This is a genomic window from Streptomyces globisporus C-1027 (assembly GCF_000261345.2).
Classification (GTDB): domain Bacteria; phylum Actinomycetota; class Actinomycetes; order Streptomycetales; family Streptomycetaceae; genus Streptomyces; species Streptomyces pakalii.
Genome location: NZ_CP013738.1, coordinates 2917152 through 2942068, shown reverse-complemented (window position 1 = coordinate 2942068; position 24917 = coordinate 2917152). Strand labels below are relative to the sequence as shown.

Genomic DNA, 24917 nt, shown 5'->3' with positions numbered 1-24917 from the left:
CGTGCGCTACATTCATCGTCCGGGTGCATGGACGCCAGGTTCGTGGACGGGTGGGGGCCCAGTCCGACAGTAAAGAACCGGTCAAATTCGGTGCGCCTGATTCATTGAGTGGGGGATGGCTGCACCTGTGGACAATTGGCGCGAAGGTAAGAGAACCGGGCACACGCACGAGCCCAACGACGCGACGATCCAGCTCGACGGACTGGGCCGTCAACTCGCCGAACTGCCCGGCGAACCCGCCCCGCCCGACGGCTCCGACGGCCCCGTCTTCGTCGACGAGAGCGGCCGCCGCAGCAAGACCTTCCGGCGCCTCGGCTGGGTCCTGGCCACGGTCTGCGCCGGTTACGCCGTGACGCTGGTCTTCGCCGTCCTCGGCGGCAACTCCAGCGCCCCCTGGCTGCCCCTGTCCGGGCCGAAGGAGAAGGCGCGGGCCGAGCAGGTCGAGGACCTCCCCGAGCCCGGCGCCGGCACCGTGGACGACGGCCTGGCCGACGACGCCCCGGAGCCCGGGCCCGGTACCTCCGGCTCCCCGTCGGCCGGTGCGTCCGGTACCCCCGCGGGCGCCACCCCGTCGGCCACCTCCGTGATCGTCCCGGCCGGGGCGGCGGAGCGCCCCTCGGCTTCCGCCTCCGCGGACCCGACCCGTCCCGCCGGGACCGGGGGCGGCGGGGGCGGCGCCACGAAGCCGGCCCCCACCACCTCGACCGCGAAGCCGCCGGTCGACCCCCCGCCGCCGTCCTCCGAGCCGGAGCCGACCGACCCGACGGTCCCGCCCGCCGAGAACCCCGACCCGCCGGTGCAAGAAGAGAGCGCCCCGTAAATGAACTCCCCCGCCACGCGGGGCAGGAACGGCAGGAAGAAGAGGAAGGCGTCACGTGGCCGGAGCCGGCTCAGGCTCCCCATGCGCTACCTCCTGCCGACGACACTTCTCGTCGCCCTGCTCGCGATGCTGATGCTGCGCGGATACGTGCACAGCGAGATCCTCGCCGACCACCGGGTCCGCGACGCCGACCACTCCACCGAGGTGCCGAAGGACGTCCTCACCGGCGGGCCCGTCATCGACGCCCGCTCCGGTGACGCGAAGACCCTGCGCATACCCGACCGCCGGATCGTCCTGACCTTCGACGACGGGCCCGACCCGGTGTGGACGCCCAAGGTGCTCGACAAACTGAAGGAGTACGACGCCCACGGCGTCTTCTTCGTCACCGGCAACATGGCCGCCCGCCACCCGGACCTGGTCCGGCGGATGGTGGAGGAGGGCCACGAACTCGGGCTGCACACCTTCAACCACCCCGATCTCTCCTACCAGTCCACCGCGCGCATCGACTGGGAGCTGTCCCAGAACCAGCTGGCGCTGGCGGGTGCGGCCGGGATCCGCACCTCGATCTTCCGGCCGCCGTACTCCTCCTTCTCGGACGCCATGGACAACAAGTCCTGGCCGGTCACGGAGTACATCGGCAGCCGCGGCTACCTCACCGTCGTCAACGACACCGACAGCGAGGACTGGAAGCGCCCCGGGGTCCGCGCCATCGTCGAGCGGGCCACGCCGAAGAACGGCAAGGGCGCGATCATCCTGATGCACGACTCCGGCGGCGACCGCTCGCAGACCGTGGCCGCGCTGGACACCCTGCTGCCCGACCTCAAGGAGCGGGGCTACACCTTCACCCGCCTCACCACGGCCCTGGACGCCCCCAGCGCGCACACCCCGGTCACCGGGTTCGCCCTGTGGAAGGGCAAGGCGTTCGTCTCCGCCGTCGCCGTGTCCGAGCGGATCACCGGCGTCCTCGTCGTCGGGCTCGCCGTCATCGGCGCCCTGGTCCTGGCCCGCTTCGGCCTGATGCTGCTGCTCTCCTTCCTGCACGCCCGCAAGGTCCGCCGCAGGAACTTCAGCTGGGGCGCCCCCCTCGGCCGCCCGGTCTCCGTCCTGGTCCCCGCGTACAACGAACGCGAGTGCATCGAGGCGACCGTGCGCTCCCTGGCCGCCAGTGAGCACCCCATCGAGATCATCGTCATCGACGACGGCTCCACCGACGGCACCGCCGACCTCGTCGAGGCCATGCGGCTGCCCCGCGTACGGGTCGTGCGCCAGCAGAACGCGGGCAAGCCCGCCGCCCTCAACAACGGCATCCGCCACGCCCGTTACGACATCGTCGTGATGATGGACGGCGACACCGTCTTCGAACCGGCCACGGTCCGCGAGCTGGTCCAGCCCTTCGCCGACCCCCGGGTCGGAGCCGTCGCGGGCAACGCCAAGGTCGGCAACCGCGACTCCCTCATCGGCGCCTGGCAGCACATCGAGTACGTGATGGGCTTCAACCTGGACCGCCGGATGTACGACGTGCTCGGCTGCATGCCCACCATCCCCGGCGCGGTCGGGGCGTTCCGCCGCGAGGCCCTGGAGCGGGTCGGCGGGATGAGCGAGGACACCCTCGCCGAGGACACCGACATCACCATGGCCCTGCACCGGGACGGCTGGCGCGTCGTCTACGCCGAGAACGCCCGCGCCTGGACCGAGGCCCCGGAGTCCGTCCAGCAGCTCTGGTCGCAGCGCTACCGGTGGAGCTACGGCACCATGCAGGCGATCTGGAAGCACCGCCGCGCGGTCATCGAACGCGGGCCGTCGGGCCGCTTCGGGCGGGTCGGCCTGCCGTTCGTCTCCCTGTTCATGGTCGTCGCCCCGCTGCTCGCACCGCTCATCGACGTGTTCCTGCTGTACGGACTCGTCTTCGGCCCGACCGGCAAGACCGTGGCCGCCTGGTTCGGCGTCCTGGTCGTCCAGGCGGTCTGCGCCGCGTACGCCTTCCGGCTGGACAAGGAACGCATGACGCACCTGCTCTCGCTGCCGCTCCAGCAGATCCTCTACCGCCAGCTCATGTACGTCGTGCTGCTCCAGTCCTGGATCACCGCGCTCACCGGCGGCCGGCTGCGCTGGCAGAAGCTGCGCCGCACCGGCGCGGTGGAGGCCCCCGGCGGCGTCTCCGCCCAGCGGCGCGGCACCGCGTCCGTCCCCGAGAGGAGGCCCGTCGGATGAGCGCCGCCACCGTGCCCGCCGGAACCCCCGTGGCGCCCCCCGCCGCGACGGGCAAGCCCGGCCGGGACCGCTATCTCGACCTGCTCCGGACGATCGCCCTGGTCCGCGTGGTGGTCTACCACGTCTTCGGCTGGGCCTGGCTGACCATCCTGTTCCCCTCCATGGGCGTGATGTTCGCCCTGGCCGGCTCGCTGATGGCCCGTTCGCTGAGCCGCCCGGCCCTGGGCGTCATCCGGGGCCGTATCCGCCGCCTGCTGCCGCCCATGTGGGTGTTCGCGCTCGTCGTCGTACCGATGATGTTCGCGCTGAGCTGGCAGCCGGTGAAGGAGGACGGCCTGTGGTGGTTCGTCAAGCTGGCCTGGTACGTCTTCCCGGTCGGCGCACCCCCCTTCCCCTGGTCCAGCGGTGACCGGGCCGGTCTGCTGGAGGACACCTGGGCGGTCCAGGCGGCCGGACCGCTCTGGTACATCCGCGCCTACCTCTGGTTCGTCATCGCCTCGCCCCTGCTGCTCCGGGCGTTCCGGAGGCTGCCCTGGGCGACGCTGCTCGCCCCGCTCGGCCTGACCGCCGTGATCGGCACCGGCCTCGTGACGATCCCGGGCGAGACCGGCAACGCGCTGAGCGACTTCGCGGTGTTCGGCTCCTGCTGGGTCCTGGGCTTCGCCCACCACGACGGCCTGTTCGAGGACGTGCCGCGCTACCTCACCGTCTCGGTGGCGTCGATCGTCATGGGCTTCGGCCTGTGGTGGGCCTCGGGGCACCTCACCGCGGACGGCTGGGACCTCAACGACATCCCGCTGGCCCAGGCGACCTGGTCGCTCGGCTTCTGCGTGATCCTGCTCCAGTACGCCCCGTCCTGGCAGGAGCTGCCCGGACGGCTGGCCCGCTTCGACCGCCTGGTCACGCTCGCCAACAACCGGGCCGTGACGATCTACCTCTGGCACAACCTGCTGATCCTGGCGACGATCCCGCTGATCGACCTCCTCTGGGAGATCCCGTACGTGGACGCGCACCTGGGATCGGCGGTCGAGGCCGGGTACACCCTGCTGATGACCCTGCTGATCTGGCCGCTGCTCGCGCTCGTGATCGTCGCCGTGGGCTGGGTCGAGGACGTCGCCGCCAAGCGCCGGCCCCGGCTCTGGCCGGACGGCAGACGGTAGAGCTCCAACTCACCGGGCCATCTCACCGGGCCATCTCACCGGGCCGGGAACGGCCCGGTGAGAGCAAGGTTGCGCACCGGTCACCTCGCGGCACCACGCCGAAACGCGGGCTCCCTAGCGTCGGGAACAACACCCCGACCCCCTGTGGAGGCGCGTGATGGCAGGCCGTTGGATCGAGACCTGGGAGCCGGAGGACGAGACGTTCTGGCGGGAGAAGGGCGAACGGGTCGCCCGCCGCAACCTCTGGTTCTCCGTGCTCTCCGAGCACATCGGATTCTCCATCTGGACCCTGTGGTCGGTGATGGTCCTGTTCATGGGACCGGAGTACGGCATCGACCCGGCCGGGAAGTTCTTCCTCATCTCGACCGCCACCCTCGTCGGCGCGCTGGTCCGGGTGCCGTACACCTTCGCCGTCGCCCGCTTCGGCGGCCGCAACTGGACGATCTTCAGCGCGGTGAGCCTGCTCGTCCCGACCCTGGCCGCGTTCTGGGTGATGGAGCCCGGGACCTCGTACGGCACGTTCGTGGCGGTCGCGGCGCTCACCGGGATCGGCGGCGGCAACTTCGCCTCGTCGATGACCAACATCAACGCCTTCTTCCCGCTGCGCCAGAAGGGCTGGGCGCTCGGCCTCAACGCGGGCGGCGGCAACATCGGCGTCCCCGTCGTCCAACTGGTCGGCCTGCTCGTCATCGGCACCCTGGGCGCCTCGCACCCCCGGATCGTCCTCGGCGTGTACCTCCCGCTGATCGTCCTGGCCGCCGTCTGCGCCGCCCTGTACATGGACAACCTGCGGCCCGTGAAGAACGACACCGGGGCCGCCCTGGAGGCCGTCCGCGATCCGCACACCTGGCTCATGTCGGTCCTCTACATCGGCACCTTCGGCTCGTTCATCGGCTACAGCTTCGCCTTCGGCCTGGTGCTCCAGACCCAGTTCGGCCGGACCCCGCTCCAGGCCGCCTCGCTCACCTTCGTCGGCCCGCTGCTGGGCTCCCTGATCCGGCCCGTCGGGGGCCGCCTCGCCGACCGGTACGGCGGCGCGCGCATCACCCTGGCCACCTTCGTCGCGATGGCCGCCGCCACCGGCGTCGTCATCCACGCCTCGGGGACCGCCTCGCTGCCGGTCTTCCTCACCGGCTTCACCGCGCTGTTCGTCCTGACGGGCCTCGGCAACGGATCGACGTACAAGATGATCCCCGGCATCTTCCACACCAAGGCGCTGGCCCGGGGCCTGGACGGCGAGGCGGCCGCCGCCCACGGACGGCGGCTCTCCGGCGCGGCCATGGGCCTCATCGGGGCCGTCGGCGCCCTCGGCGGGCTGGCGATCAACCTCGCCTTCCGCCAGTCCTTCCAGGCCTCCGGCGCCGGAACCGCGGCCTTCTGGACCTTCCTCGCCTTCTACGGGGTGTGCATCACGCTCACGTGGGCGGTATACCTTCGCCGCCCCGCACCCGTGCCCGCCCGGGCCCAGCTCGGTTACGCGGAGGTGTAGAAACGGCGCGGTCCGGCGTCGTGCGACGTAACGGCCGGGAAATACGGGGGAACCGAGCCTGTCACGCACCGTTGGCAGTCTCGGGCCTCCGCACCTCGCGTCACCAGCGGGAACCATCGCGTATCAGCGGGGAACCATCGCGCACCAGCGGGAACACAGGAGCCGGGGAACACGCCATGCAGGACGACGACACAACGCACGGCCCCCTCGCGGGCTTCACCGTCGGGGTGACCGCCGCCCGCCGGGCCGAGGAGCTGGGCACCCTCCTCAAACGCCGCGGGGCCGCCGTCCTGCACGCCCCGGCCCTGCGGATCGTTCAGCTCGCCGACGACAGCGAGCTCCTCGCCGCCACCAAGGAGCTGATCGGCCATACCCCCGACGTGGCGGTCGCCACCACCGCGATCGGCTTCCGCGGCTGGATCGAGGCGGCCGACGGCTGGGGCATCGGTGACGCGCTCCTTCAGACCCTGCGCGGGGTCGAACTCCTCGCCCGGGGCCCCAAGGTCAAGGGCGCCATCCGGGCCGCCGGGCTCACCGAGACCTGGTCGCCCGGGTCCGAATCGATGGCCGAGGTCCTCGACCGGCTCCTCGCCGAAGGCGTCGCGGGCCGCCGGGTCGCCCTCCAGCTGCACGGCGAACCGCTGCCCGGCTTCGTCGAGTCCCTGACGGCCGCGGGCGCCGAGGTCGTCGTCGTCCCCGTCTACCGCTGGATGCCGCCGCAGGACATCGCCCCGCTCGACCGGATGCTCGACGTCACGGCCGCCCGGGGCCTGGACGCGATCACCTTCACCAGCGCGCCCGCCGCCGCCTCGTTCCTGGGCCGGGCGGAGACCCGAGGACTGCTCCCGGAGATCCTCGGCGCCCTGCGCGACGACGTGCTGGTCGCCTGCGTCGGGCCGGTCACCGCCCTCCCGCTCCAGGCCCGGGGCATCGACACCCTCCAGCCGGAACGCTTCCGGCTCGGCCCCCTCGTCCAGCTGATGTGCGCCCACCTCCCGGCGGCCGCCCGCGTCCTGCCCGTCGCCGGCCACCGCGTCGAGATCCGGGGCCACGCCGTCCTCGTCGACGACGAACTGCGCGCCGTGCCGCCCGCCGGCATGGCCCTCCTGCACGCGCTGGCCCGCCGCCCCGGCTGGGTGGTGGCCCGCGCCGACCTGCTGCGGGCCCTGCCCGGCAGCGGCTCCGACGAACACGCGGTGGAGACGGCGATGGCCCGGCTGCGCTCGGCGCTGGGCGTGCCCCGGCTGATCCAGACGGTCGTCAAGCGCGGCTACCGGCTGGCGCTGGACCCGTCGGCGGACACGAAGTACGGGCGCTGAGGGGCCCTCCACGGGAGCCGGGGGCCCGCGAGCCGGGGGCCCGCGAGCCGGGGGCCCGCGAGCCGGAGCCCGGCCGTCCCGGTTAGCGTGACCGGATGACCGACCGCACCCATCTCCTCGCCCCGGACGTGGCCTTCCGGCCCGCCGAACTCACCGACGCGCCCGCCTTCGCCACGGCCCTCACCCGCAACCGCGCGTACATGCGCCGCTGGGAACCCGTACGCCCCGACGCCTTCTACACCGTCGAGGGCCAGTCCGCCCGGCTCACCGCCCTGCTGGCCGACCGGGACGCCGGACGGGCCATGCCCTGGGTGCTCGCGGACGCCGACGACCGGGTGATCGGCGGCTTCACGCTCTCCGGAATCGAGCGGGGGCCGTTCCGCAACGGCCGCCTCGGCTACTGGGTCGACGAGGGCCACACCGGACGCGGCCTGGCGACCGCGGCCGTCCGCGCGGTCTGCGAGGCGGCCCGCGACCGGCTGGGCCTGCACCGCGTCGAGGCGGCGACCGTCACCGACAACGCCCCGTCCCAACAGGTGCTCGCCAAGGCCGGGTTCGAGCGGATCGGCACCGCACCCGGCTATCTGCACATCAACGCCCGCTGGCGCGACCACCACCTGTTCCAGCGGCTTCTTCACGACGATCCGCCGGCGGGCTGACCTTCGCGGCCGCCGGAGCCTCCCGCACATGGACATGGCCGTCCAGCGGATAGTCGGGCGGCAGCGCCGGGATCACCCGCGCCAACGGATACCCGCACTTCTCCGCCACCCGGCACGAGGCCACGTTGTCCACCTGGTGCAACAACTCCAGGCTCATCAGGCCCTGTTCGGCGAAGGTCGTGAACGCCCAGTCGGTCAGGGCCGCCAGCGCCCGTGACGCCACGCCCCGGCCGCGTGCCGGAGCAGTCGTCCAATAGCCCATCTCCGCCTGTCCGTTCACCAGATCCAACTGCTTCATCACGACGTTGCCGAGCAGCTCGTCCTCCCGCCCGCTCTCCGTGACGGCGAAGGCGAAGCGGGTGCCCGCCGCCCACCCCCTGCGCTGCTCCTCCAGCCAGTCGGCCGCCCCGTCCGCCCCGGAGACCTGGATGGCCAGCCACCGCCGCATCGCCGGATCCTCGTACGCCCGCAGCACCGCGGGCAGATCCTCCTCGCGCCACCGCCGCAGCCGCAGCCCCCCGGGGCCGTTCACGGTGCTCTCGCCGTACGGGTCCATGCGCATCTCCCCCTCGTGCTTCATGGCCGTCACGGTACGGGGGCGGCGGCGGGGGTTCCGGCGGGGCCCCGACAGGAGCACTCTGGGGGTGGTCGTTCCACCGGGTGACCCAGGGCGGTGAGCGGGATCATGGCAGGGGGCAGGGGAGCGCGGATGTGGCGCTTCGACGCGGGCCGGATCTGCCTCGATCTGGTGGCCACGGAACGTGCGGGCGGGGTGCCCGGCACCTGCGAACAGCTGGACGGGCCGGTCCACTTGGGCCAGTGGCTGACCGACGCCCGGCTCGTCCCGCCGGGCACCGCGCTGGACGCGCTGGACGGCACCTGGGTGGTCCGCTTCCACGAACTCCGCTCCGACATCTCCCGCTTGATGGCCGCCCGGCTCGGCGGCCCCCCGGCCGACGGCGCGCTGGAGCGGGTCAACTCCCTGGCGTCCGGCGCACCTCCGGGCCCCCGTGCGGTGCGCGGGGCGGACGGCGACCTGGTGCGGGCCCTGAGTGCCGCGCCCGACTGCGCGGGTCTCCTCGCCGTCGTCGCCCGGGACGCGGTGGACCTGCTCACCGACCCGGTCGCGCGGGCGGCCCTGCGCCGCTGCCAGGGCGAGGACTGCCACCGGCTCTACCTGGACACCTCGCGCGGCGGACGGCGGCGCTGGTGCTCCGGCGAGGTCTGCGGCAACCGCGAACGGGTCGCCCGCCACCGGCGCAGAACCTCCGGAACGACCGGTACGAACGACCCCGGTGAACCAGACGTGTTCGGCCCGGAGAAAGAAATTCCGCCCGGCGTTGAATGAACCGGCGCCCACCCCCGTATCGATGGTCCAGGAGCTCGTTTCAGAGGTCTCGACCGGGAGGTTCGGGTGCGCAAGGATGCGGCCGTGGCCGATGACCGTCCGCACAGGGCTCGACATCGCAGTGAGCCGCCCCCGCCCCCTGCCGGGATACCGGACGAGGAGCTGATGCGGGCGCTGTACCGCGAACACGCCGGGCCGCTGCTCGCGTACGTCCTCCGACTCGTCGCGGGCGACCGCCAGCGGGCCGAGGACGTGGTGCAGGAGACGCTCATCCGTGCCTGGAAGAACGCCGGCCGGCTCAACCGGGCCACCGGCTCCGTCCGACCCTGGCTGGTGACGGTCGCCCGGCGCATCGTCATCGACAACCACCGCAGCCGGCAGGCCCGGCCGCGCGAGGTCGATCCGTCGCCGCTGGAGGTCATTCCCGCGGAGGACGAGATCGACAAGGCGCTGTGGCTGATGACGCTCTCCGACGCACTCGAAGATTTGACCCCCGCGCACCGGGAAGCATTGGTCGAGACCTACTTCAAGGGGCGTACGGTCAACGAGGCCGCCGAAGTGCTCGGTGTCCCCAGCGGGACCGTGCGGTCCCGGGTGTTCTACGCACTGCGTTCGATGAAGCTCGCACTCGAAGAGAGGGGGATCACGGCATGAGCGACCAGCAGTGGCAGCCGTTCGGGCCCCGGCCTCCCGGTCACCGCACGCCGTCCGGTCCCTCAAGTCCCCCGTATGCGGCGGGTCCTGCACACCCCTCAGGGCCCGCTCACCTCGCAGGCGTCCCCGCCCCGCCCGGTCCGCCCGGACCCTTTGGCGCCGGACCCGGCCCCGGCCCGGGGCCCACGGGCTCCGAAGGCTCCGAGCACGACGCGGCCGCCGCGTACGTCCTCGGCATCCTCGACGACGCGCAGGCGAGCGACTTCGAGGCCCATCTCGCGGGCTGCGCCCGGTGCGCCGCGCATCTCGACGAGTTCGCGGGGATGGAGCCGATGCTCGCGATGCTCGCCGAGGCCCCGTCCGTCGTGCCCGGCGCCCGCCCCGTACCGCATGTGCCCGAGAAGCCCGCGCCCCGGCTGCTCGGCGGACTGATGGACGAGGTCGCGCGCAGACGGCACCGCCGCTCCCGGCGCAGCCGGTACTGGGTCGCCGCGGCCGCCGCCCTGATCGTCGGCGGCCCGGTCGCTGCGTTCGCGGTCACGGCGGGCGACGACCGCGGCGGCGGACCGGTGGCCGTGGGCGAGCCGCACCCCACCAGCCCGGCCGAGGACGCCTTCTTCGAGCACATGACGGAGAAGGTCTCGGCGACCGACCCCACCACCCGGGTCGGCGCCTCCGTCGGCATGGAGGAGAAGGCCTGGGGCACCCACACGGTTCTGGAGCTGAAGAACGTCAAGGGACCGCAGAAGTGCACGCTGGTCGCCGTCTCCAAGACCGGTGAGGAGGAGATCGTCACCTCCTGGTCCGTCCCGCAGTGGGGGTACGGCATCGAGGGCGCGACGAACCCGGCGGCGAAGGCCCCGCTGTACGTGCACGGCGGGGCGGCGATGGACCGCGAGGACATCGCCCGCTTCGAGGTGCGGACCTTCGACGGGGAGCGGCTGGTGGAGATCGGAGCCTAGGGTCTGCCGTCTGCCGCGCGACGCGCGATCCTCTCCCTGGTCGGCAGGTGCGCGCGGGCCCCCTTCGCTATAGGGTTGACGGCTGCCCAGTGCCGTTAAGAAGGGGGCCTCGGTGGCCGCGCAGGATGCCGCTGTCGAATCGCTGCGGGACCGGGAAATCGGTGTCGAGCAAGAGCATCTCGACCGTGTTTATCACCGCCTCGAAGAGAAGATCCACGAGGCGGAATTCCTCATGAACGACGCCGTCAAGCGCGGTCAGGTCGGTACCCCCGGCGCGCTCGCGGAGCGGGACGCCCAGGTGTTCCGGGCGGGGATCCACCTCAACCGGCTGAACAGCGAGTTCGAGGACTTTCTCTTCGGGCGGATCGATCTGCTGCTCGGCAAGGACGGGGAGCGCGGTCCGGACGGCGCGTACACGTCCGTGGAGCCGGCCGACGACTCCGTACGCGACGACGCCACCGCCGATATCGCGGAGACGCTCCACATCGGCCGGATCGGGGTCCTGGACTCCGACTACGCGCCGCTGGTGATCGACTGGCGGGCCCCGGCCGCCGCCCCGTTCTACCGCTCCACCCCGAAGGACCCGGGCCGTGTCGTGCGCCGCCGGGTCATCCGCTCCAAGGGCCGCAAGGTCCTCGGGGTCGAGGACGACCTGATGCGCCCGGAGCTGACGGCGTATCTGGACGGCGAGAAGCTGCCGGTGATCGGGGACGGCGCGCTGATGGCGGCGCTCGGCCAGGCCCGCAGTCACACCATGCGGGACATCGTCTCCTCCATCCAGGCCGAACAGGACCTGGTCATCCGGGCCCCCGCCGCCTCGGTGACCGAGGTCACCGGCGGCCCCGGCACCGGCAAGACGGCGGTAGCCCTGCACCGGGCCGCGTATCTGCTCTACCAGGACCGGCGGCGGTACGCGGGCGGCATCCTGATCGTCTCGCCCACCCCGCTCCTGGTCGCGTACACCGAAGGGGTGCTGCCCTCGCTCGGTGAGGAGGGCCAGGTCGCGATCCGTGCGATCGGCTCGCTCTCCGACGACGCGGCGGGCCTCGAAGGGGCCACCGCCTACGACGAACCGGCCGTCGCCCGGGTCAAGGGCTCCTCCCGGATGCTCCATGTGCTGCGCAAGGCGGCCCGGGGCGCCCTGGAAGTCCCGCGGCCGGTGGACGAGGGCGGCCAGCTCGCCTTCGGGGAGGAGCCCGCGCAGGCGGCCGCCCCGGCCACCCCCACCCGGCTGCGCGTCGTCGCCTTCGGGGCCCGGATCGAGCTGGAGGACGAGGAGCTGCGGCGGATCCGGCACAACGCCCTGGGCGGCACCGCCCCGGTCAACCTGCTGCGCCCGCGCGCCCGCAAGCTGCTGCTGGACGCCCTGTGGAACAAGTCCTCCGGGCGCGGCCGCTACACCGACCCGGAACTGATCGCGGAGCTGCGTTCCTCGTTCGACGAGGACGTCTCCACCGAGACCCCGTTCCTGGAGTTCCTCGACGCCTGGTGGCCGGAGCTGACGCCCCGCCGGGTGCTGGCCGCGATGGCCGACGAACGGCGGCTCGGCCGCTGGTCCCGGCGCATCCTCAACCAGGGCGAGACGCGCCGCCTGGCCCGCTCCCTCAAGCGCCTGGACGCGGACGGCAACGGGCCGCTCTCCGTCCACGACGTGGCGCTCCTGGACGAGCTCCAGGCGCTGCTGGGCACGCCGAACCGGCCCAAGCGCAAGCGCGAGGCCGACCCGCTGGACCAGCTCACCGGGCTGGAGGAGCTGATGCCGCAGCGCGAGGAGACCCAGTGGGAGCGGGCCGAGCGGCTCGCGGCGGAGCGCACGGAGTACGCGCACGTCATCGTCGACGAGGCGCAGGACCTCACCCCGATGCAGTGGCGCATGGTCGGCCGCCGCGGCCGGCACGCCACCTGGACGATCGTCGGCGACCCGGCCCAGTCCTCCTGGTCCGACCCGGACGAGGCGGCTGCCGCCCGGGACGAGGCGCTCGGCTCCCGGCCGCGCCGCCGCTTCACCCTCACCGTCAACTACCGCAACCCGGCGGAGATCGCGGAGCTCGCCGCCAAGGTGCTGGCGCTGGCCATGCCCGGCATGGAGTCCCCGGCGGCGGTCCGCTCGACCGGGGTGGTGCCGCGCTTCGAGCCGGTACGGGACGGGGACCTGGCCGCCACGGTCCGCGAGGAGGCCGCGCGGCTGCTGGACCAGGTGGACGGCACGGTCGGCGTGGTCGTCGCGATGAACCGGCGCGCCCAGGCCCGCGCGTGGCTCGCGGAGCTGGGGGAGCGGGTGGTGGCGCTGGGCAGCCTGGAGGCCAAGGGGCTGGAGTACGACGCCACGGTGGTCGTCTCGCCCGCGGAGATCGCGGACGAGTCCCCGGCCGGACTGCGGGTGCTGTACGTGGCGCTGACCCGGGCGACGCAGCAGCTCACGGTGGTCTCGGGGGAGCGGGACATGCCGGACGAGGACGGGGTGCCGGACCTGCTCAGGGACTGACGCCGGGCCGGTCGGGGAGGCTTTCGCTAGTCAACCCGGCGCACGGGAATCACTTTTCCGGGGTCTTTGTTACCGTGGTACTGGCACCGGCTCGATCCAAGCCCCCGGGCCCAACCTTCGTCGCTTCGAGCGACCACTTGCCGCGAGGCGAGCATGGCGGGTCGGTGCCATCCAAGCGAAAAGGACAGACCCGCGTCACCTCCCGGTGGCGCGGGTCTGTTCTCGTTGCCGGGGTCCCGCCGACTGCTTTCCGGCCCGTTGGGGGTTCCGCCGAACGGGTGATCTCTCGTATGGTGGAAACTACTTTCCGAAAGACGGCAGTCATTACCGGCTACCAGCCGGTAGGTGCGACGATCGGGAAGCACATCCGGAACCCACCCTCCGGATGTGCGGCAATGAAGCTAAGGAAAGCGAAGGACTCGGCCATGGCAACGGCGCCCAGCGTCTCGTACTCGATGACGGTCCGGCTGGAGGTGCCCGCGAGCGGCACCGCGGTCTCCCAGCTCACCACGGCCGTCGAGTCCTCCGGGGGCTCGGTCACCGGCCTCGACGTGACCGCGTCCGGCCACGAGAAGCTGCGGATCGACGTCACCATCGCCGCCACCTCCACCTCGCACGCGGACGAGATCGTCGAAGGTCTGCGCGACATCGAGGGGGTCGTGCTGGGCAAGGTCTCCGACCGTACGTTCCTCATGCACCTCGGCGGCAAGATCGAGATGGCGTCCAAGCACCCCATCCGCAACCGTGACGACCTCTCGATGATCTACACCCCCGGCGTCGCCCGGGTCTGCATGGCCATCGCCGAGAACCCCGAGGACGCGCGCCGCCTCACCATCAAGCGCAACTCCGTCGCAGTTGTGACGGACGGCTCCGCGGTGCTCGGCCTCGGCAACATCGGCCCGAAGGCCGCGCTGCCCGTCATGGAGGGCAAGGCGGCCCTCTTCAAGCGGTTCGCCGGCATCGACGCCTGGCCGATCTGCCTGGACACCCAGGACACCGACGCCATCGTCGAGATCGTCAAGGCCATCGCCCCCGGCTTCGCGGGCATCAACCTGGAGGACATCTCCGCGCCCCGCTGCTTCGAGATCGAGGCCCGGCTGCGCGAGGCCCTCGACATCCCCGTCTTCCACGACGACCAGCACGGCACCGCGATCGTCGTGCTCGCCGCCCTCACCAACGCCCTGCGCGTGGTGGGCAAGAACGTCGGCGACGTACGGGTCGTCATGTCCGGCGCGGGCGCGGCCGGTACGGCCATCCTGAAGCTGCTCATCGCCGCGGGCGTCAAGCACGCGGTGGTCGCCGACATCCACGGAGTGGTGCACGCCGGACGCGAGGACCTGGTCGCCGCCGACCCCGACTCGCCGCTGCGCTGGATCGCCGACAACACCAACCCCGAGGGCGTCACCGGCACCCTCAAGCAGGCCGTCGTCGGCGCCGACGTCTTCATCGGCGTCTCCGCCCCGAACGTGCTGAACGGCGACGACGTCGCCGCGATGGCGGACGACGCGATCGTGTTCGCGCTCGCGAACCCGGACCCCGAGGTCGACCCCGCGATCGCCCGGGAGACGGCCGCGGTCGTCGCCACCGGCCGCTCGGACTTCCCCAACCAGATCAACAACGTGCTGGTCTTCCCGGGTGTGTTCCGCGGTCTGCTGGACGCTCAGTCCCGCACCGTCAACACGGAGATGATGCTCGCCGCCGCCGGCGCCCTGGCCGACGTGGTCGCCGAGGACGAGGTCAACGCGAACTACATCATCCCCTCGGTCTTCAACGACAAGGTCGCGGGCGCGGTCGCCGACGCCGTCCGGGCCGCCGCGAAGGCCGCCGGCGCCACCGCCGTCGACCCCGCCACGACCGTCTGACCCAGCCGTTTCGGGGCCCTTTCGAGGGGTACGCGCGAAGTACCCCGGGCCGCACCCGCCCGTGCCGTACGGCGCGTCGCGGGTCGCGGCGCCCCAAACGCCCCTTTAGGGTGGGCGGGCAGTGGGCCCTGCGGGGCCCGGCATCCGCTGCGGACCGCTCGGCCAAGTCGACGGAGCGTCACCACGAGCAAACCGTGGCGCTTTTCATCGACCCCGATGGGGTTCCGGATTGGCTTTCCCGCCGCTGGTGGGGGCAGGATGCGTAATCGGGCGAGAGGGTCTGACATCAGACCCGGGTCCGGGGACTGTCAGAGGGCCCTGGCAGCATCGGCTTCGATCTCACGCCTCACAGGCAAGAAGAACACGGGAGTAACAACATGAACCGCAGTGAGCTGGTGGCCGCCCTGGCCGACCGCGCCGAGGTGACTCGCAAGGACGCCGACGCCGTGCTGGCCGCGCTCGCCGAGACCGTCGGTGAGATCGTCGCCAAGGGCGACGAGAAGGTCACCATCCCCGGCTTCCTGACCTTCGAGCGCACCCACCGTGCCGCTCGCACCGCTCGGAACCCGCAGACCGGCGACCCGATCAACATCCCCGCCGGCTACAGCGTGAAGGTCTCCGCGGGCTCGAAGCTCAAGGAAGCCGCCAAGGGCAAGTAACCCCAAGGCGCGACAAGGGCGGCCCCTCCCGACCGGGAGGGGCCGCCCTCACGCATGCCGGGGGCACATGCGCCCCGTACAGCCCCGCCGGTACGCCTCGGGGCCCCGGACCTCACGGATGCATCCGCGCGCCCTTCAGGACCTTGTCCACGGCGTTCCGCGGCCCGTACACGGCCAGACCCACCAGATCCAGCGCGTCCCGCCCCACGGCCCGTACCGCCGCGCGGTTGTCCCGGTCGTTGCCCGTGCCGAAGAGGTCCGAGGTGAACACGGCCACCTTCAGGGACCGGGAGTGCGCCTTCGTGTGCGCGGCGGTCAGCGTCTCCTTCGCCCCCTCGAAGACCAGCACCGGCTGCCGCAGCATCGGCAGGTACGCGGTCGCGTCGGCGTCCTCGTACGGCTCGCCGATCACCTCCGGCGCCACCGTCCCCAGGCCGCTCACCAGGAAGGCGGTCACGTTCAGCCGCTGCCAGGTCTCCAGGTCGTCGCGGAGCAGCACCGCGATCTTCGTGTCGAAACGGACGGGCGCGGTCCCGTCGCCGCTCGCTTTCTCGTGCGTGTTTCCCATGGGTCGAGACTGGCCGCCGCCCCGCCGGAGCGTCTTGTACGTTCTTGGCGTGACCCGCGTGAGCCGCCCGCAGGAGATCTCGGCCTGGCGACCGTCCGTCGCCGGAGTCGTGGAGGTCTTCCACGCCCGCTTCACCGAGCACGCCTACCCCATGCACGTCCACGACGCCTGGACGCTCCTGATCGTCGACGACGGGGCCGTCCGCTACGACCTGGACCGCCATCAGCACGGCACCCCGGACGGCACCGTCAGCCTGCTGCCGCCGCAGGTACCGCACAACGGTTCGCCCGCCACCCCGGACGGGTTCCGCAAACGGGTGCTCTATCTGGACATGAGCCGGCTCGACGCGAGCCTCATCGGGCCCGCCGTGGACACCCCGGACCTGGCCGACCCGCTGCTGCGCGCCCGCGTCGCCCGGCTGCACACCGCCCTCGCGGACCCCGGCGACGCGCTGGAGGCCGAGAGCCGCCTGGCGTTCGTCGAGGAGCGGCTGCGCGGCCATCTGCGGCCTCCGGCGGCCCCGGAGCCGCCACGGCCCGGTCCGGGCGTCGCCCGGGACCTGCGCGAGCTGCTGGACGAGCGGCTGCGGGAGGGCGTCACGCTCGCCGAGGCCGCCGGGCTGGTCCACGCGCACCCGACCCACCTCGTACGGGCCTTCAGCGCGGCCTACGCCATCGCGCCGCACCAGTACGTGACGGCCCGCCGGGTCGACGCCGCCCGCCGCCTGCTGCTGGAGGGCGTGCCGCCCGGGGAGGCGGCCGTCGCGGTCGGCTTCCACGACCAGTCACACCTCACTCGGCACTTCAAGCGGATCGCGGGCACCACCCCGGGCCGGTTCGCGCGGGTGCCACGGCGCCCCGGCTCTCCGTGAGCGCGATAAGCCGGCGCCCCGGCCCCCTCAGCGAGGGGACCGGGGCGCCGGGTGCGCAGTGCTGTGTGCGGCAGCACTGAGCGGGGTCAGACCAGGGAACCGCCCGGCAGCTCCACCTTCGCGCCGAGCTTCTCCAGCTTCTCCATGAAGTTCTCGTAACCGCGGTTGATCAGGTCGATGCCGTGCACCCGGGAGGTGCCCTGCGCCGCCAGCGCCGCGATCAGGTACGAGAAGCCGCCCCGGAGGTCCGGGATGACCAGGTCCGCGCCCTGCAGCTTCGTCGGTCCGGAGACGACCGCCGAGTGCAGGAAGTTGCGCTGGCCGAAGCGGCAGTCCGAACCGCCCAGGCACTCGCGGTAGAGCTGGATGTGCGCACCCATCTGGTTGAGCGCGGAGGTGAAGCCGAGCCGCGACTCGTACACCGTCTCGTGGACGATCGACAGGCCCGCGGCCTGCGTCAGCGCCACCACCAGCGGCTGCTGCCAGTCGGTCTGGAAGCCGGGGTGCACGTCCGTCTCCAGCGCGATGGCGTTGAGCGCGCCGCCCGGGTGCCAGAAGCGGATGCCCTCGTCGTCGATCTCGAAGGCGCCGCCGACCTTGCGGTAGGTGTTGAGGAAGGTCATCATCGAGCGCTGCTGGGCGCCGCGCACGTAGATGTTGCCCTCGGTCGCCAGCGCCGCCGACGCCCAGGAGGCCGCCTCCAGGCGGTCCGGGATCGCCCGGTGGGTGTAACCGTCGAGCTTGTCGACACCGGTGATCCGGATGGTCCGGTCGGTGTCCATGGAGATGATCGCGCCCATCTTCTGCAGCACGCAGATGAGGTCCTCGATCTCCGGCTCGACGGCCGCGTTGGACAGCTCGGTGACGCCCTCGGCGAGGACGGCGGTGAGCAGCACCTGCTCGGTGGAGCCCACCGAGGGGTACGGCAGCCGGATCTTGGTGCCGCGCAGCCGCTGCGGGGCCTCCAGGTACTGGCCGTCGGCCCGCTTCTCGATGGTCGCGCCGAACTGGCGCAGCACCTCGAAGTGGAAGTCGATCGGCCGGCCGCCGATGTCGCAGCCGCCCAGGCCCGGGATGAAGGCGTGGCCGAGGCGGTGCAGCAGGGGGCCGCAGAACAGGATCGGGATGCGCGACGAACCCGCGTGGGCATCGATGTCGGCGACGTTCGCCGACTCGACGTGCGAGGGGTCGAGGATCAGTTCGCCCGGCTCGTCGCCGGGGCGGACGGTGACGCCGTGCAGCTGGAGGAGTCCCCGGACCACCCGTACGTCACGGATGTCGGGAACGTTGCGGAGGCGGCTGGGCCCGCTGCCGAGCAGCGCGGCGACCATGGCCTTCGGCACCAGGTTCTTGGCGCCTCGGACGCGGATCTCGCCCTCCAGCGGGGTGCCGCCGTGGACAAGCAGGACATCGTCTGTGCCGGTCATGTATCTCGCGTTCCGGAGTGGTCGGGCAGGGGGCCAACGAAAAGGGTAATGGCCTCCTACCCCCGTTCCGTAAGGCGAAGGGGGGTGTACGAACGTCATGAATCCGCCACAACACCCTCCGCGCACCCGATCTTGCGGAGGGTTACCGTCCGGATGGCCCACAGCGTCCCCGCCGGACGGTGCGCTCCCCGTGCCTCCGTGCGCCCTGAGCTGCGCTCGGTCTCCTGAGGGCGGCATCACGGGCACTCGGCCCCCGCGGCGGGCGAAGATGCGGGATCATTCGTGCCATGACCGAGGTGTCCTCGCTCACAGGGCGACTGCTCGTGGCCGCACCCGCCCTGACGGACCCGAATTTCGACCGCGCGGTGGTGCTGCTCCTCGACCACGACGAGGAGGGCTCCCTCGGCGTGGTCCTCAACCGCCCGACCCCGGTGGGCGTCGGCGACATCCTCGCGTCCTGGGCCGCCCTGACCGGTGAACCGGACGTGGTCTTCCAGGGCGGCCCGGTCTCGCTCGACTCCGCGCTCGGGGTGGCGGTGATCCCCGGCGACGAGGGCCCGCTCGGCTGGCGGCGGGTGCACGGGGCGATCGGCCTGGTCGATCTGGAGACCCCGCCGGAGCTGCTCGGCCCCGCCCTCGGCTCGCTGCGGATCTTCGCCGGGTACGCGGGCTGGGGCCCCGGTCAGCTGGAGGGCGAGCTGAGCGAGGGCGCGTGGTACGTGGTCGAGTCCGAGCCCGGCGACGTCTCGTCCCCGCGCCCGGAACAGCTCTGGCGCGCGGTGCTCCGCCGCCAGCGCAGCGAGCTCGCGATGATCGCCACGTATCCGGACGACCCTTCGCTCAACTGATCCCCGTCTCTTTCAGTACCCTTGGCGGTTATGAGCACTCTTGAGCCCGATCGCGGGGCAGGTACGGGGACCCTCGTCGAGCCGACGCCGCAGGTGTCGAGGGGCGACGGCGACCACGAGCGCTACGCCCACTACGTCCAGAAGGACAAGATCATGGCGAGCGCCCTGGAGGGCACTCCCGTGGTCGCGCTGTGCGGAAAGGTCTGGGTGCCGGGGCGCGACCCCAAGAAGTACCCGGTCTGTCCCATGTGCAAGGAGATCTACGAGTCCATGGGCGCCGGCGGCGACAAGGACAAGGGCAAGGGCGGCGGCAAGGACAAGAAGTAGGTCCGGCCCCCGACTCCTGCTGAAGGCCCCCGGGGCGTGCGACACCGCACGCCCCGGGGGCCTTCTCCGTGTCCGCTCACGGAAGGTGACGGTTCGGTCGCGTTGCACGGGCTGCATCCGCTGGTCACAGAGTGGTCGAGACCACTTGTCGTCTCCGGAACGCAGGCCTACTCTCCTGCCAGTTGTGCAGAACGAAACGCACGTTGCACATGGTGCAACGATTGACCGGTAGGGGTTCCGGATGAAGCTTTCTGCCCGAATTGCCGCCCCAGTCGCGGCGCTTGTGCTGGCCGGCCTCACCGCCACCGCCTGTGCGCCGCAGACCTCCGACACCAGTGCGAAGGGTGACGACAAGAGCGGCACGCTCCGTGTCTGGCTCTTCCAGGAGGTCGGCAACAAGCCCAAGGAGGAGGTCGTCGACGCGGCCGTCGCCGACTTCGAGAAGACCCACAAGGGTGCCGAGGTCGAGGTCGAGTACATACCCGTCGACACCCGGGCGCAGCGCATCAAGGCGGCGTTCAACGACCCCGAGAGCGCCCCGGACCTCATCGAGTACGGCAACAGCGACACCGCCGGATACGTCAAGGACGGCGGACTCGCCGACGTCACCGAGGAGTTCGGCGCCTGGGACGAGGCCAAGGACACCGACCCGATCGCCAAGCAGTCCGTCACCGTGGACGGCAAGGTCTACGGTGCGCCCTTCTTCGTCGGCGTCCGGGCCCTCTACTACCGCACCGACGTCTTCAAGGACCTCGGCATCGATCCCCCCAAGTCCCAGGCCGAACTGGTCTCCACCGCCAAGAAGATCCGCAAGGCGAAGCCCGACCTCTACGGTCTCGCGGTCGGCGGCGCGTATACCTACGGCGCGATGCCCTTCATCTGGGCCAACGGCGGCGAACTCGCGGGCGAGACCGGCGGGAAGTTCACCTCCGGCATCAACAGCGAGAAGTCCCGCAAGGGCATCGAGGCGTACACCTCCCTCTTCGGCGACGACAACTGTCCGGCCGCCAAGTGCGCCTCCATGGGCGGCAACGCCACCGTGACCGCCTTCGCGTCCGGCAAGGCCGCCATGGCCATCGGCGGCGACTTCAGCCACGCGGCCGTCGAGGCGGGCGCCGTCAAGGGCAAGTACGCCGTCGTCCCGCTGCCCGGCGTCGCGGAGAACTCCATCGCCCCGGCCTTCGCGGGCGGCAACAATCTCGGTGTCCTCAAGAGCAGTTCGCACCGCACCCTCGCCGTCGACCTGATGAAGTCGCTGTCCGGCAAGAAGACCCAGGCCCAGATGTTCGACGCGATGGGCTTCCTGCCCACCTACACCGACGTGCTGGACAACGCCGCGAAGAAGGAGCCCTTCGTCGCCCCGTTCGTCGAGACCCTCGGCTCGGGCGCCAAGTTCGTCCCCGCCTCGCCCGCCTGGGGCCAGATCGACGCCTCGCTGATCCTGCCGACGATGTTCCAGGAGATCGTCTCCGGCCGTAAGGACGTGGCGAAGGCCTCGGACGACGCGGCGAAGAAGATGGACGCGGCCTTCACCGAAGCCGGCTGACGATGACCACGCACACCTCTCCGCTCAAGGTCCCGCCCGCGGGCGGGACCGGGGCGGCCGACGCCACCCCGGCCGCCCGCCCGCCCCGGCGCGGCCGGTCCGTGTCCCCCAAGGGGCACTCCGGCTGGACCCCCTGGCTCTACCTGCTGCCCGCCCTCGTCCTGCTCGCCGGACTGCTGGTCTACCCGATCTACCAGCTCGGCCTGATCTCGTTCCTGGAGTACACCCAGGCCCAGGTCAGCGGCGGCGAACCCACCACCTTCCAGGGGTTCGGCAACTACGCCACGCTCTTCAACGACAGCCAGTTCTGGCAGGTCCTCCTCGCCACCGTGCTCTTCGCCGCGGCCTGCGTGGTCTCCACCCTGGTCGTCGGCTGCGCGCTCGCCGTCCTGCTCACCCGCATCCGCGCCCTGCCCCGGCTCGCGCTGATGATGGCCGCGCTCGGCGCCTGGGCGACCCCCGCGATCACCGGCTCCACCGTCTGGGTCTTCCTCTTCGACCCCGACTTCGGGCCGGTCAACAAGGTGCTCGGACTCGGCGACTTCTCCTGGACGTACGGCCGCTACAGCGCCTTCGCGCTCGTCCTGCTCGAAGTCCTGTGGTGCTCTTTCCCGTTCGTGATGGTCACCGTCTACGCGGGCATCCGGGCCATCCCCACCGAGGTGCTGGAGGCCGCCTCGCTGGACGGCGCGTCGCAGTGGCGGATCTGGCGCACCATCATGGCGCCGATGCTCAAGCCCATCCTGATCGTCGTCACCATCCAGTCGATCATCTGGGACTTCAAGGTCTTCACCCAGATCTACGTCATGACCAACGGCGGCGGCATCGCCGGCCAGAACCTGGTGCTCAACGTGTACGCGTACCAGAAGGCGTTCGCGTCCTCGCAGTACAGCCTCGGATCGGCGATCGGTGTCGTGATGCTGGTGATCCTGCTGGCCGTCACGCTCGTCTATCTGCGTCTCGTACGCCGCCAGGGGGAGGAACTGTGAGCGCACGCACGCTTCTGCGCGTCAAGCGGCCCGGCAGGCTGATGGCCGAGGCCGCCGCCCTGCTGATCGCCGTCGCGGTCGCCTTCCCGCTGTACTGGATGGTGCTCTCCGCCTTCAAACCGGCCGGGGAGATCCAGTCCACCGACGCCCGCCCCTGGACGCTGGCCCCCTCGCTCGACTCGTTCCGCCGGGTCTTCGAACAGCAGGACTTCGGCCGCTACTTCCTCAACAGCCTGCTGGTGGCGGGCACCGTCGTCATCCTCTCCGCGCTGGTCGCCTTCCTGGCCGCCACCGCCGTGACCCGCTTCCGCTTCAAGTTCCGCACCACGCTGCTGATCATGTTCCTGGTCGCGCAGATGGTGCCGGTGGAGGCGCTGACCATCCCGCTGTTCTTCCTCATGCGGGACTTCGGCCAGCTGAACACGCTCGGCTCGCTGATCCTGCCCCACCTCGCCTTCTCGCTGCCGTTCGCCATCTGGATGCTGCGCGGCTTCGTCAAGGCCGTCCCCGAGGCGCTGGAGGAGGCCGCCTACATCGACGGGGCCAGCCGTACGCGGTTCCTGTGGCAGATCCTCTTCCCGCTGGTCTTCCCGGGCCTGGTCGCCACCAGCGTCTTCTCCTTCATCACCACCTGGAACGACTTCCTGTTCGCGAAGTCGTTCATCATCAGCGACACCTCCCAGTCGACGCTGCCGATGGCGCTGCTGGTCTTCTTCAAGCCGGACGAGAACGACTGGGGAGGGATCATGGCAGCCTCGACGGTGATGACCATCCCCGTACTGGTCTTCTTCGTACTCGTACAGCGACGCCTCGTCTCCGGACTGGGCGGAGCGGTTAAGGACTGACGTCATGACACCCGAGAACTCCCCCTCCCCGGGCACCGTGGACGCCTCGGCCCTCGGCCTGATCCCGGCCCCGCGCACCCTGACCGCGGCCGCCGCCGGGCCCTACCCGCTCGGCTACCGGACCCCGCTGACCGCCGGACCGGGCACCGAGGGAGTCGCCCGCTGGCTGCGCGCCACGCTCGGCCCGCCCACCGGACTGCCCCTGCCCGAGGGCGACGGCACCGGCACGAGCGCGGGCGACGGCTCCGGGCGGGGCTCCACCGGGCAGGGCATCGTGCTGGAGCTCGACGACTCGCTCGCCCCCGAGGGCTACCGCCTGGCCGTCGAGGCGAACGCCGTACGCCTCACGGGCGGCACGGCGGCCGGCGTCTTCCGGGGCGCCCAGACCCTCCGGCAGCTCCTCGGCCCGGACGCCTTCCGCCGCGCCCCCCTCGCCCCCGGCCGCACCTGGGAGGTCCCGCCGGTCGTCGTCGAGGACGAACCCCGCTTCGGCTGGCGCGGCATGATGCTCGACGTCTGCCGGCACTTCCTGCCCAAGGACGACGTCCTGCGCTACCTGGACCTGCTGGCCGCCCACAAACTGAACGTCTTCCACTTCCACCTCACCGACGACCAGGGCTGGCGCATCGAGATCAAGCGCTACCCGCGCCTCACCGAGGTCGGCTCCTGGCGCTCGCGCACCAAATACGGCCACCGCGCCTCCGAGCTGTGGGACGAGACCCCCTACGGCGGCTTCTACACCCAGGAGGACATCCGCGAGATCGTCGCCTACGCCGCCGAGCGGCACATCCGGGTCGTCCCCGAGATCGACATCCCGGGCCACTCGCAGGCCGCGATCAGCGCCTACCCCGAGCTGGGCAACACCGACGTCGTCGACACCGCCGCCCTCTCCGTCTGGGACACCTGGGGCGTCAACCCGAACGTCCTCGCCCCCACCGACGACACCCTCCGCTTCTTCGAAGGCGTCCTGCAGGAGGTGCTGGAGCTCTTCCCCGCCGAGACCTCGCCCTTCGTCCACATGGGCGGCGACGAGTGCCCCAAGGACCAGTGGAAGGAGTCCCCGCTCGCCCAGGCCCGGATCGCCGAACTCGGCGTGAAGGACGAGGACGGCCTCCAGTCCTGGTTCATCCGCCACTTCGACGCCTGGCTCACCGCCCGGGGCCGCCGCCTCATCGGCTGGGACGAGATCCTGGAGGGCGGCCTCGCCGAGGGGGCCGCCGTCTCCTCCTGGCGCGGTTACGGCGGCGGCATCGCGGCCGCCGAGGCCGGGCACGACGTCGTCATGTGTCCCGAGCAGCAGGTGTATCTGGACCACCGTCAGGACGGCGGCCCCGACGAGCCGATGCCCATCGGGTACGTACGGACCCTGGAGAACGTCTACCGCTTCGAGCCCGTCCCGCCGGGCCTGAGCGAGGAGGCGGCCCGTCACATCCTGGGCACCCAGGCCAACGTGTGGACCGAGGTCATGCAGAACCGGGCCCGCGTCGACTACCAGGTCTTCCCGCGCCTCGCCGCGTTCGCCGAGGTCGCCTGGTCCGCCCTGCCCGCCCCGGCCGACCGGGACTTCGACGCCTTCGACGCCCGGATGCGGGCAGCCCACTACGCCCGCCTCGACGCCCTCGGCGTCGACTACCGCCCGCCGGGCGGCCCGTACCCCCGCCAGCAGCGCCCCGGCATCCTCGGCCGCCCGCTGGAAGGGGAGCCTCCGGTGGTGTGATCCCTCAGGGCCTCCGTCGGCCGCAGCCGTCCTCCGGGACCGCTGCGGCCGGCGCGCGTCCGGGACAGCCCGCCCGCCGGCGCGGGACAGCGCGAGGGAACGAACGGCATAAGTCGTACAAGCCTCGCTGAAGAGTGGCAATTCACCTTCC

General features: G+C 71.7%; 22 protein-coding genes. 19 read left to right on the top strand and 3 right to left on the bottom strand.

What is annotated here, in order from left to right:
• Nucleotides 1-127: 127 nt before the first annotated feature.
• From WQO_RS12680 to WQO_RS12655, 6 genes are all read left to right on the top strand, one after another.
• The gene (locus WQO_RS12680; protein ID WP_010062136.1) at nucleotides 128-820 is read left to right on the top strand and encodes a hypothetical protein; all 693 of its coding nucleotides are present in this window, start codon (nucleotides 128-130) and stop codon (nucleotides 818-820) included.
• Complete coding sequence (locus tag WQO_RS12675) at nucleotides 821-3031, top strand: bifunctional polysaccharide deacetylase/glycosyltransferase family 2 protein (protein ID WP_079055548.1); 2211 nt, start codon at nucleotides 821-823, stop codon at nucleotides 3029-3031.
• Complete coding sequence (locus WQO_RS12670) at nucleotides 3028-4191, top strand: acyltransferase family protein (RefSeq protein ID WP_010062133.1); 1164 nt, start codon at nucleotides 3028-3030, stop codon at nucleotides 4189-4191. Before WQO_RS12675 ends, WQO_RS12670 begins: the two co-directional genes overlap by 4 nt.
• Nucleotides 4192-4348: 157 nt before the next feature.
• Entirely contained in the window at nucleotides 4349-5680 is a 1332-nt protein-coding gene (locus WQO_RS12665) for a nitrate/nitrite transporter (RefSeq protein WP_010062131.1), read from the top strand.
• 176 nt (nucleotides 5681-5856) lie between these two features.
• Nucleotides 5857-6999, top strand: a complete 1143-nt coding sequence (locus WQO_RS12660) for a uroporphyrinogen-III synthase (RefSeq protein WP_010062130.1) — start codon at nucleotides 5857-5859, stop codon at nucleotides 6997-6999.
• A gap of 95 nt (nucleotides 7000-7094) precedes the next feature.
• Nucleotides 7095-7658 (top strand): GNAT family N-acetyltransferase, encoded by a 564-nt coding sequence (locus WQO_RS12655; protein WP_010062129.1) that lies wholly within the window; start codon nucleotides 7095-7097, stop codon nucleotides 7656-7658.
• On the opposite strand, the gene WQO_RS12650 is transcribed toward WQO_RS12655, so the two are convergent.
• Nucleotides 7591-8238, bottom strand: coding sequence for a GNAT family N-acetyltransferase (locus tag WQO_RS12650; RefSeq protein WP_237274123.1), 648 nt, complete (start codon nucleotides 8236-8238; stop codon nucleotides 7591-7593). The two genes, WQO_RS12655 and WQO_RS12650, sit on opposite strands and share 68 nt — an antisense overlap.
• Before the next feature lie 105 nt (nucleotides 8239-8343).
• On the opposite strand from WQO_RS12650, the gene WQO_RS12645 reads away from it, so the two are divergent.
• From WQO_RS12645 to WQO_RS12620, 6 genes are all read left to right on the top strand, one after another.
• On the top strand, nucleotides 8344-9006 hold the full coding sequence (locus WQO_RS12645) for a CGNR zinc finger domain-containing protein (protein WP_032748823.1): 663 nt from the start codon (nucleotides 8344-8346) through the stop codon (nucleotides 9004-9006).
• Between the two features lie 66 nt (nucleotides 9007-9072).
• Nucleotides 9073-9660 carry a sigma-70 family RNA polymerase sigma factor gene (locus tag WQO_RS12640; protein WP_029182443.1) on the top strand — a complete coding sequence of 196 codons (588 nt, stop codon included), beginning with the start codon at nucleotides 9073-9075 and terminating at the stop codon, nucleotides 9658-9660.
• Nucleotides 9657-10622, top strand: a complete 966-nt coding sequence (locus tag WQO_RS12635) for an anti-sigma factor family protein (RefSeq protein ID WP_029182442.1) — start codon at nucleotides 9657-9659, stop codon at nucleotides 10620-10622. Before WQO_RS12640 ends, WQO_RS12635 begins: the two co-directional genes overlap by 4 nt.
• Before the next feature lie 112 nt (nucleotides 10623-10734).
• Complete coding sequence (locus tag WQO_RS12630) at nucleotides 10735-13107, top strand: HelD family protein (RefSeq protein ID WP_010062123.1); 2373 nt, start codon at nucleotides 10735-10737, stop codon at nucleotides 13105-13107.
• Nucleotides 13108-13532: 425 nt separating this feature from the next.
• A complete protein-coding gene (locus tag WQO_RS12625; protein ID WP_010062121.1) occupies nucleotides 13533-14969 on the top strand; it encodes an NAD-dependent malic enzyme in 1437 nt (478 codons plus the stop codon).
• A 377-nt stretch (nucleotides 14970-15346) separates the two neighbouring features.
• Complete coding sequence (locus tag WQO_RS12620; protein ID WP_003968811.1) at nucleotides 15347-15628, top strand: HU family DNA-binding protein; 282 nt, start codon at nucleotides 15347-15349, stop codon at nucleotides 15626-15628.
• A 112-nt stretch (nucleotides 15629-15740) separates the two neighbouring features.
• Here WQO_RS12620 and WQO_RS12615 read toward each other — a convergent pair whose 3' ends face one another.
• Nucleotides 15741-16196: a DUF2000 domain-containing protein gene (locus WQO_RS12615; RefSeq protein ID WP_010062120.1), complete on the bottom strand. Its 456-nt coding sequence runs from the start codon at nucleotides 16194-16196 to the stop codon at nucleotides 15741-15743.
• On the opposite strand from WQO_RS12615, the gene WQO_RS12610 reads away from it, so the two are divergent.
• Complete coding sequence (locus WQO_RS12610; protein WP_418082102.1) at nucleotides 16195-17067, top strand: AraC family transcriptional regulator; 873 nt, start codon at nucleotides 16195-16197, stop codon at nucleotides 17065-17067. The two genes, WQO_RS12615 and WQO_RS12610, sit on opposite strands and share 2 nt — an antisense overlap.
• An 86-nt stretch (nucleotides 17068-17153) precedes the next feature.
• Here WQO_RS12610 and murA read toward each other — a convergent pair whose 3' ends face one another.
• Nucleotides 17154-18494: a UDP-N-acetylglucosamine 1-carboxyvinyltransferase gene (murA, locus tag WQO_RS12605; RefSeq protein ID WP_006124927.1), complete on the bottom strand. Its 1341-nt coding sequence runs from the start codon at nucleotides 18492-18494 to the stop codon at nucleotides 17154-17156.
• Nucleotides 18495-18781: 287 nt separating this feature from the next.
• Between murA and WQO_RS12600 the strand changes: the two genes are divergently transcribed.
• From WQO_RS12600 to WQO_RS12575, 6 genes are all read left to right on the top strand, one after another.
• Entirely contained in the window at nucleotides 18782-19342 is a 561-nt protein-coding gene (locus WQO_RS12600) for a YqgE/AlgH family protein (protein WP_010062117.1), read from the top strand.
• Nucleotides 19343-19372: 30 nt separating this feature from the next.
• The gene (locus WQO_RS12595; RefSeq protein WP_006124925.1) at nucleotides 19373-19669 is read left to right on the top strand and encodes a DUF3039 domain-containing protein; all 297 of its coding nucleotides are present in this window, start codon (nucleotides 19373-19375) and stop codon (nucleotides 19667-19669) included.
• A 241-nt stretch (nucleotides 19670-19910) separates the two neighbouring features.
• Nucleotides 19911-21215, top strand: coding sequence for an extracellular solute-binding protein (locus WQO_RS12590; protein WP_058953969.1), 1305 nt, complete (start codon nucleotides 19911-19913; stop codon nucleotides 21213-21215).
• Nucleotides 21216-21217: 2 nt separating this feature from the next.
• Nucleotides 21218-22204 carry a carbohydrate ABC transporter permease gene (locus tag WQO_RS12585; RefSeq protein ID WP_010062111.1) on the top strand — a complete coding sequence of 329 codons (987 nt, stop codon included), beginning with the start codon at nucleotides 21218-21220 and terminating at the stop codon, nucleotides 22202-22204.
• Nucleotides 22201-23049 (top strand): carbohydrate ABC transporter permease, encoded by an 849-nt coding sequence (locus WQO_RS12580; RefSeq protein ID WP_010062110.1) that lies wholly within the window; start codon nucleotides 22201-22203, stop codon nucleotides 23047-23049. Before WQO_RS12585 ends, WQO_RS12580 begins: the two co-directional genes overlap by 4 nt.
• Nucleotides 23050-23053: 4 nt before the next feature.
• Complete coding sequence (locus tag WQO_RS12575) at nucleotides 23054-24766, top strand: beta-N-acetylhexosaminidase (protein ID WP_010062109.1); 1713 nt, start codon at nucleotides 23054-23056, stop codon at nucleotides 24764-24766.
• Nucleotides 24767-24917: the final 151 nt, after the last annotated feature.

Coding starts and splice junctions, on each gene's coding strand:
- WQO_RS12675 (WP_079055548.1), top strand. CDS start 821: ATGAACTCCCCCGCCACGCGGGGCAGGAACGGCAGGAAGAAGAGGAAG.
- WQO_RS12670 (WP_010062133.1), top strand. CDS start 3,028: ATGAGCGCCGCCACCGTGCCCGCCGGAACCCCCGTGGCGCCCCCCGCC.
- WQO_RS12665 (WP_010062131.1), top strand. CDS start 4,349: ATGGCAGGCCGTTGGATCGAGACCTGGGAGCCGGAGGACGAGACGTTC.
- WQO_RS12660 (WP_010062130.1), top strand. CDS start 5,857: ATGCAGGACGACGACACAACGCACGGCCCCCTCGCGGGCTTCACCGTC.
- WQO_RS12655 (WP_010062129.1), top strand. CDS start 7,095: ATGACCGACCGCACCCATCTCCTCGCCCCGGACGTGGCCTTCCGGCCC.
- WQO_RS12650 (WP_237274123.1), bottom strand. CDS start 8,238: ATGAAGCACGAGGGGGAGATGCGCATGGACCCGTACGGCGAGAGCACC.
- WQO_RS12645 (WP_032748823.1), top strand. CDS start 8,344: ATGGCAGGGGGCAGGGGAGCGCGGATGTGGCGCTTCGACGCGGGCCGG.
- WQO_RS12635 (WP_029182442.1), top strand. CDS start 9,657: ATGAGCGACCAGCAGTGGCAGCCGTTCGGGCCCCGGCCTCCCGGTCAC.
- WQO_RS12625 (WP_010062121.1), top strand. CDS start 13,533: ATGGCAACGGCGCCCAGCGTCTCGTACTCGATGACGGTCCGGCTGGAG.
- WQO_RS12620 (WP_003968811.1), top strand. CDS start 15,347: ATGAACCGCAGTGAGCTGGTGGCCGCCCTGGCCGACCGCGCCGAGGTG.
- WQO_RS12610 (WP_418082102.1), top strand. CDS start 16,195: ATGGGTCGAGACTGGCCGCCGCCCCGCCGGAGCGTCTTGTACGTTCTT.
- WQO_RS12615 (WP_010062120.1), bottom strand. CDS start 16,196: ATGGGAAACACGCACGAGAAAGCGAGCGGCGACGGGACCGCGCCCGTC.
- murA (WP_006124927.1), bottom strand. CDS start 18,494: ATGACCGGCACAGACGATGTCCTGCTTGTCCACGGCGGCACCCCGCTG.
- WQO_RS12600 (WP_010062117.1), top strand. CDS start 18,782: ATGACCGAGGTGTCCTCGCTCACAGGGCGACTGCTCGTGGCCGCACCC.
- WQO_RS12595 (WP_006124925.1), top strand. CDS start 19,373: ATGAGCACTCTTGAGCCCGATCGCGGGGCAGGTACGGGGACCCTCGTC.
- WQO_RS12590 (WP_058953969.1), top strand. CDS start 19,911: ATGAAGCTTTCTGCCCGAATTGCCGCCCCAGTCGCGGCGCTTGTGCTG.
- WQO_RS12585 (WP_010062111.1), top strand. CDS start 21,218: ATGACCACGCACACCTCTCCGCTCAAGGTCCCGCCCGCGGGCGGGACC.
- WQO_RS12575 (WP_010062109.1), top strand. CDS start 23,054: ATGACACCCGAGAACTCCCCCTCCCCGGGCACCGTGGACGCCTCGGCC.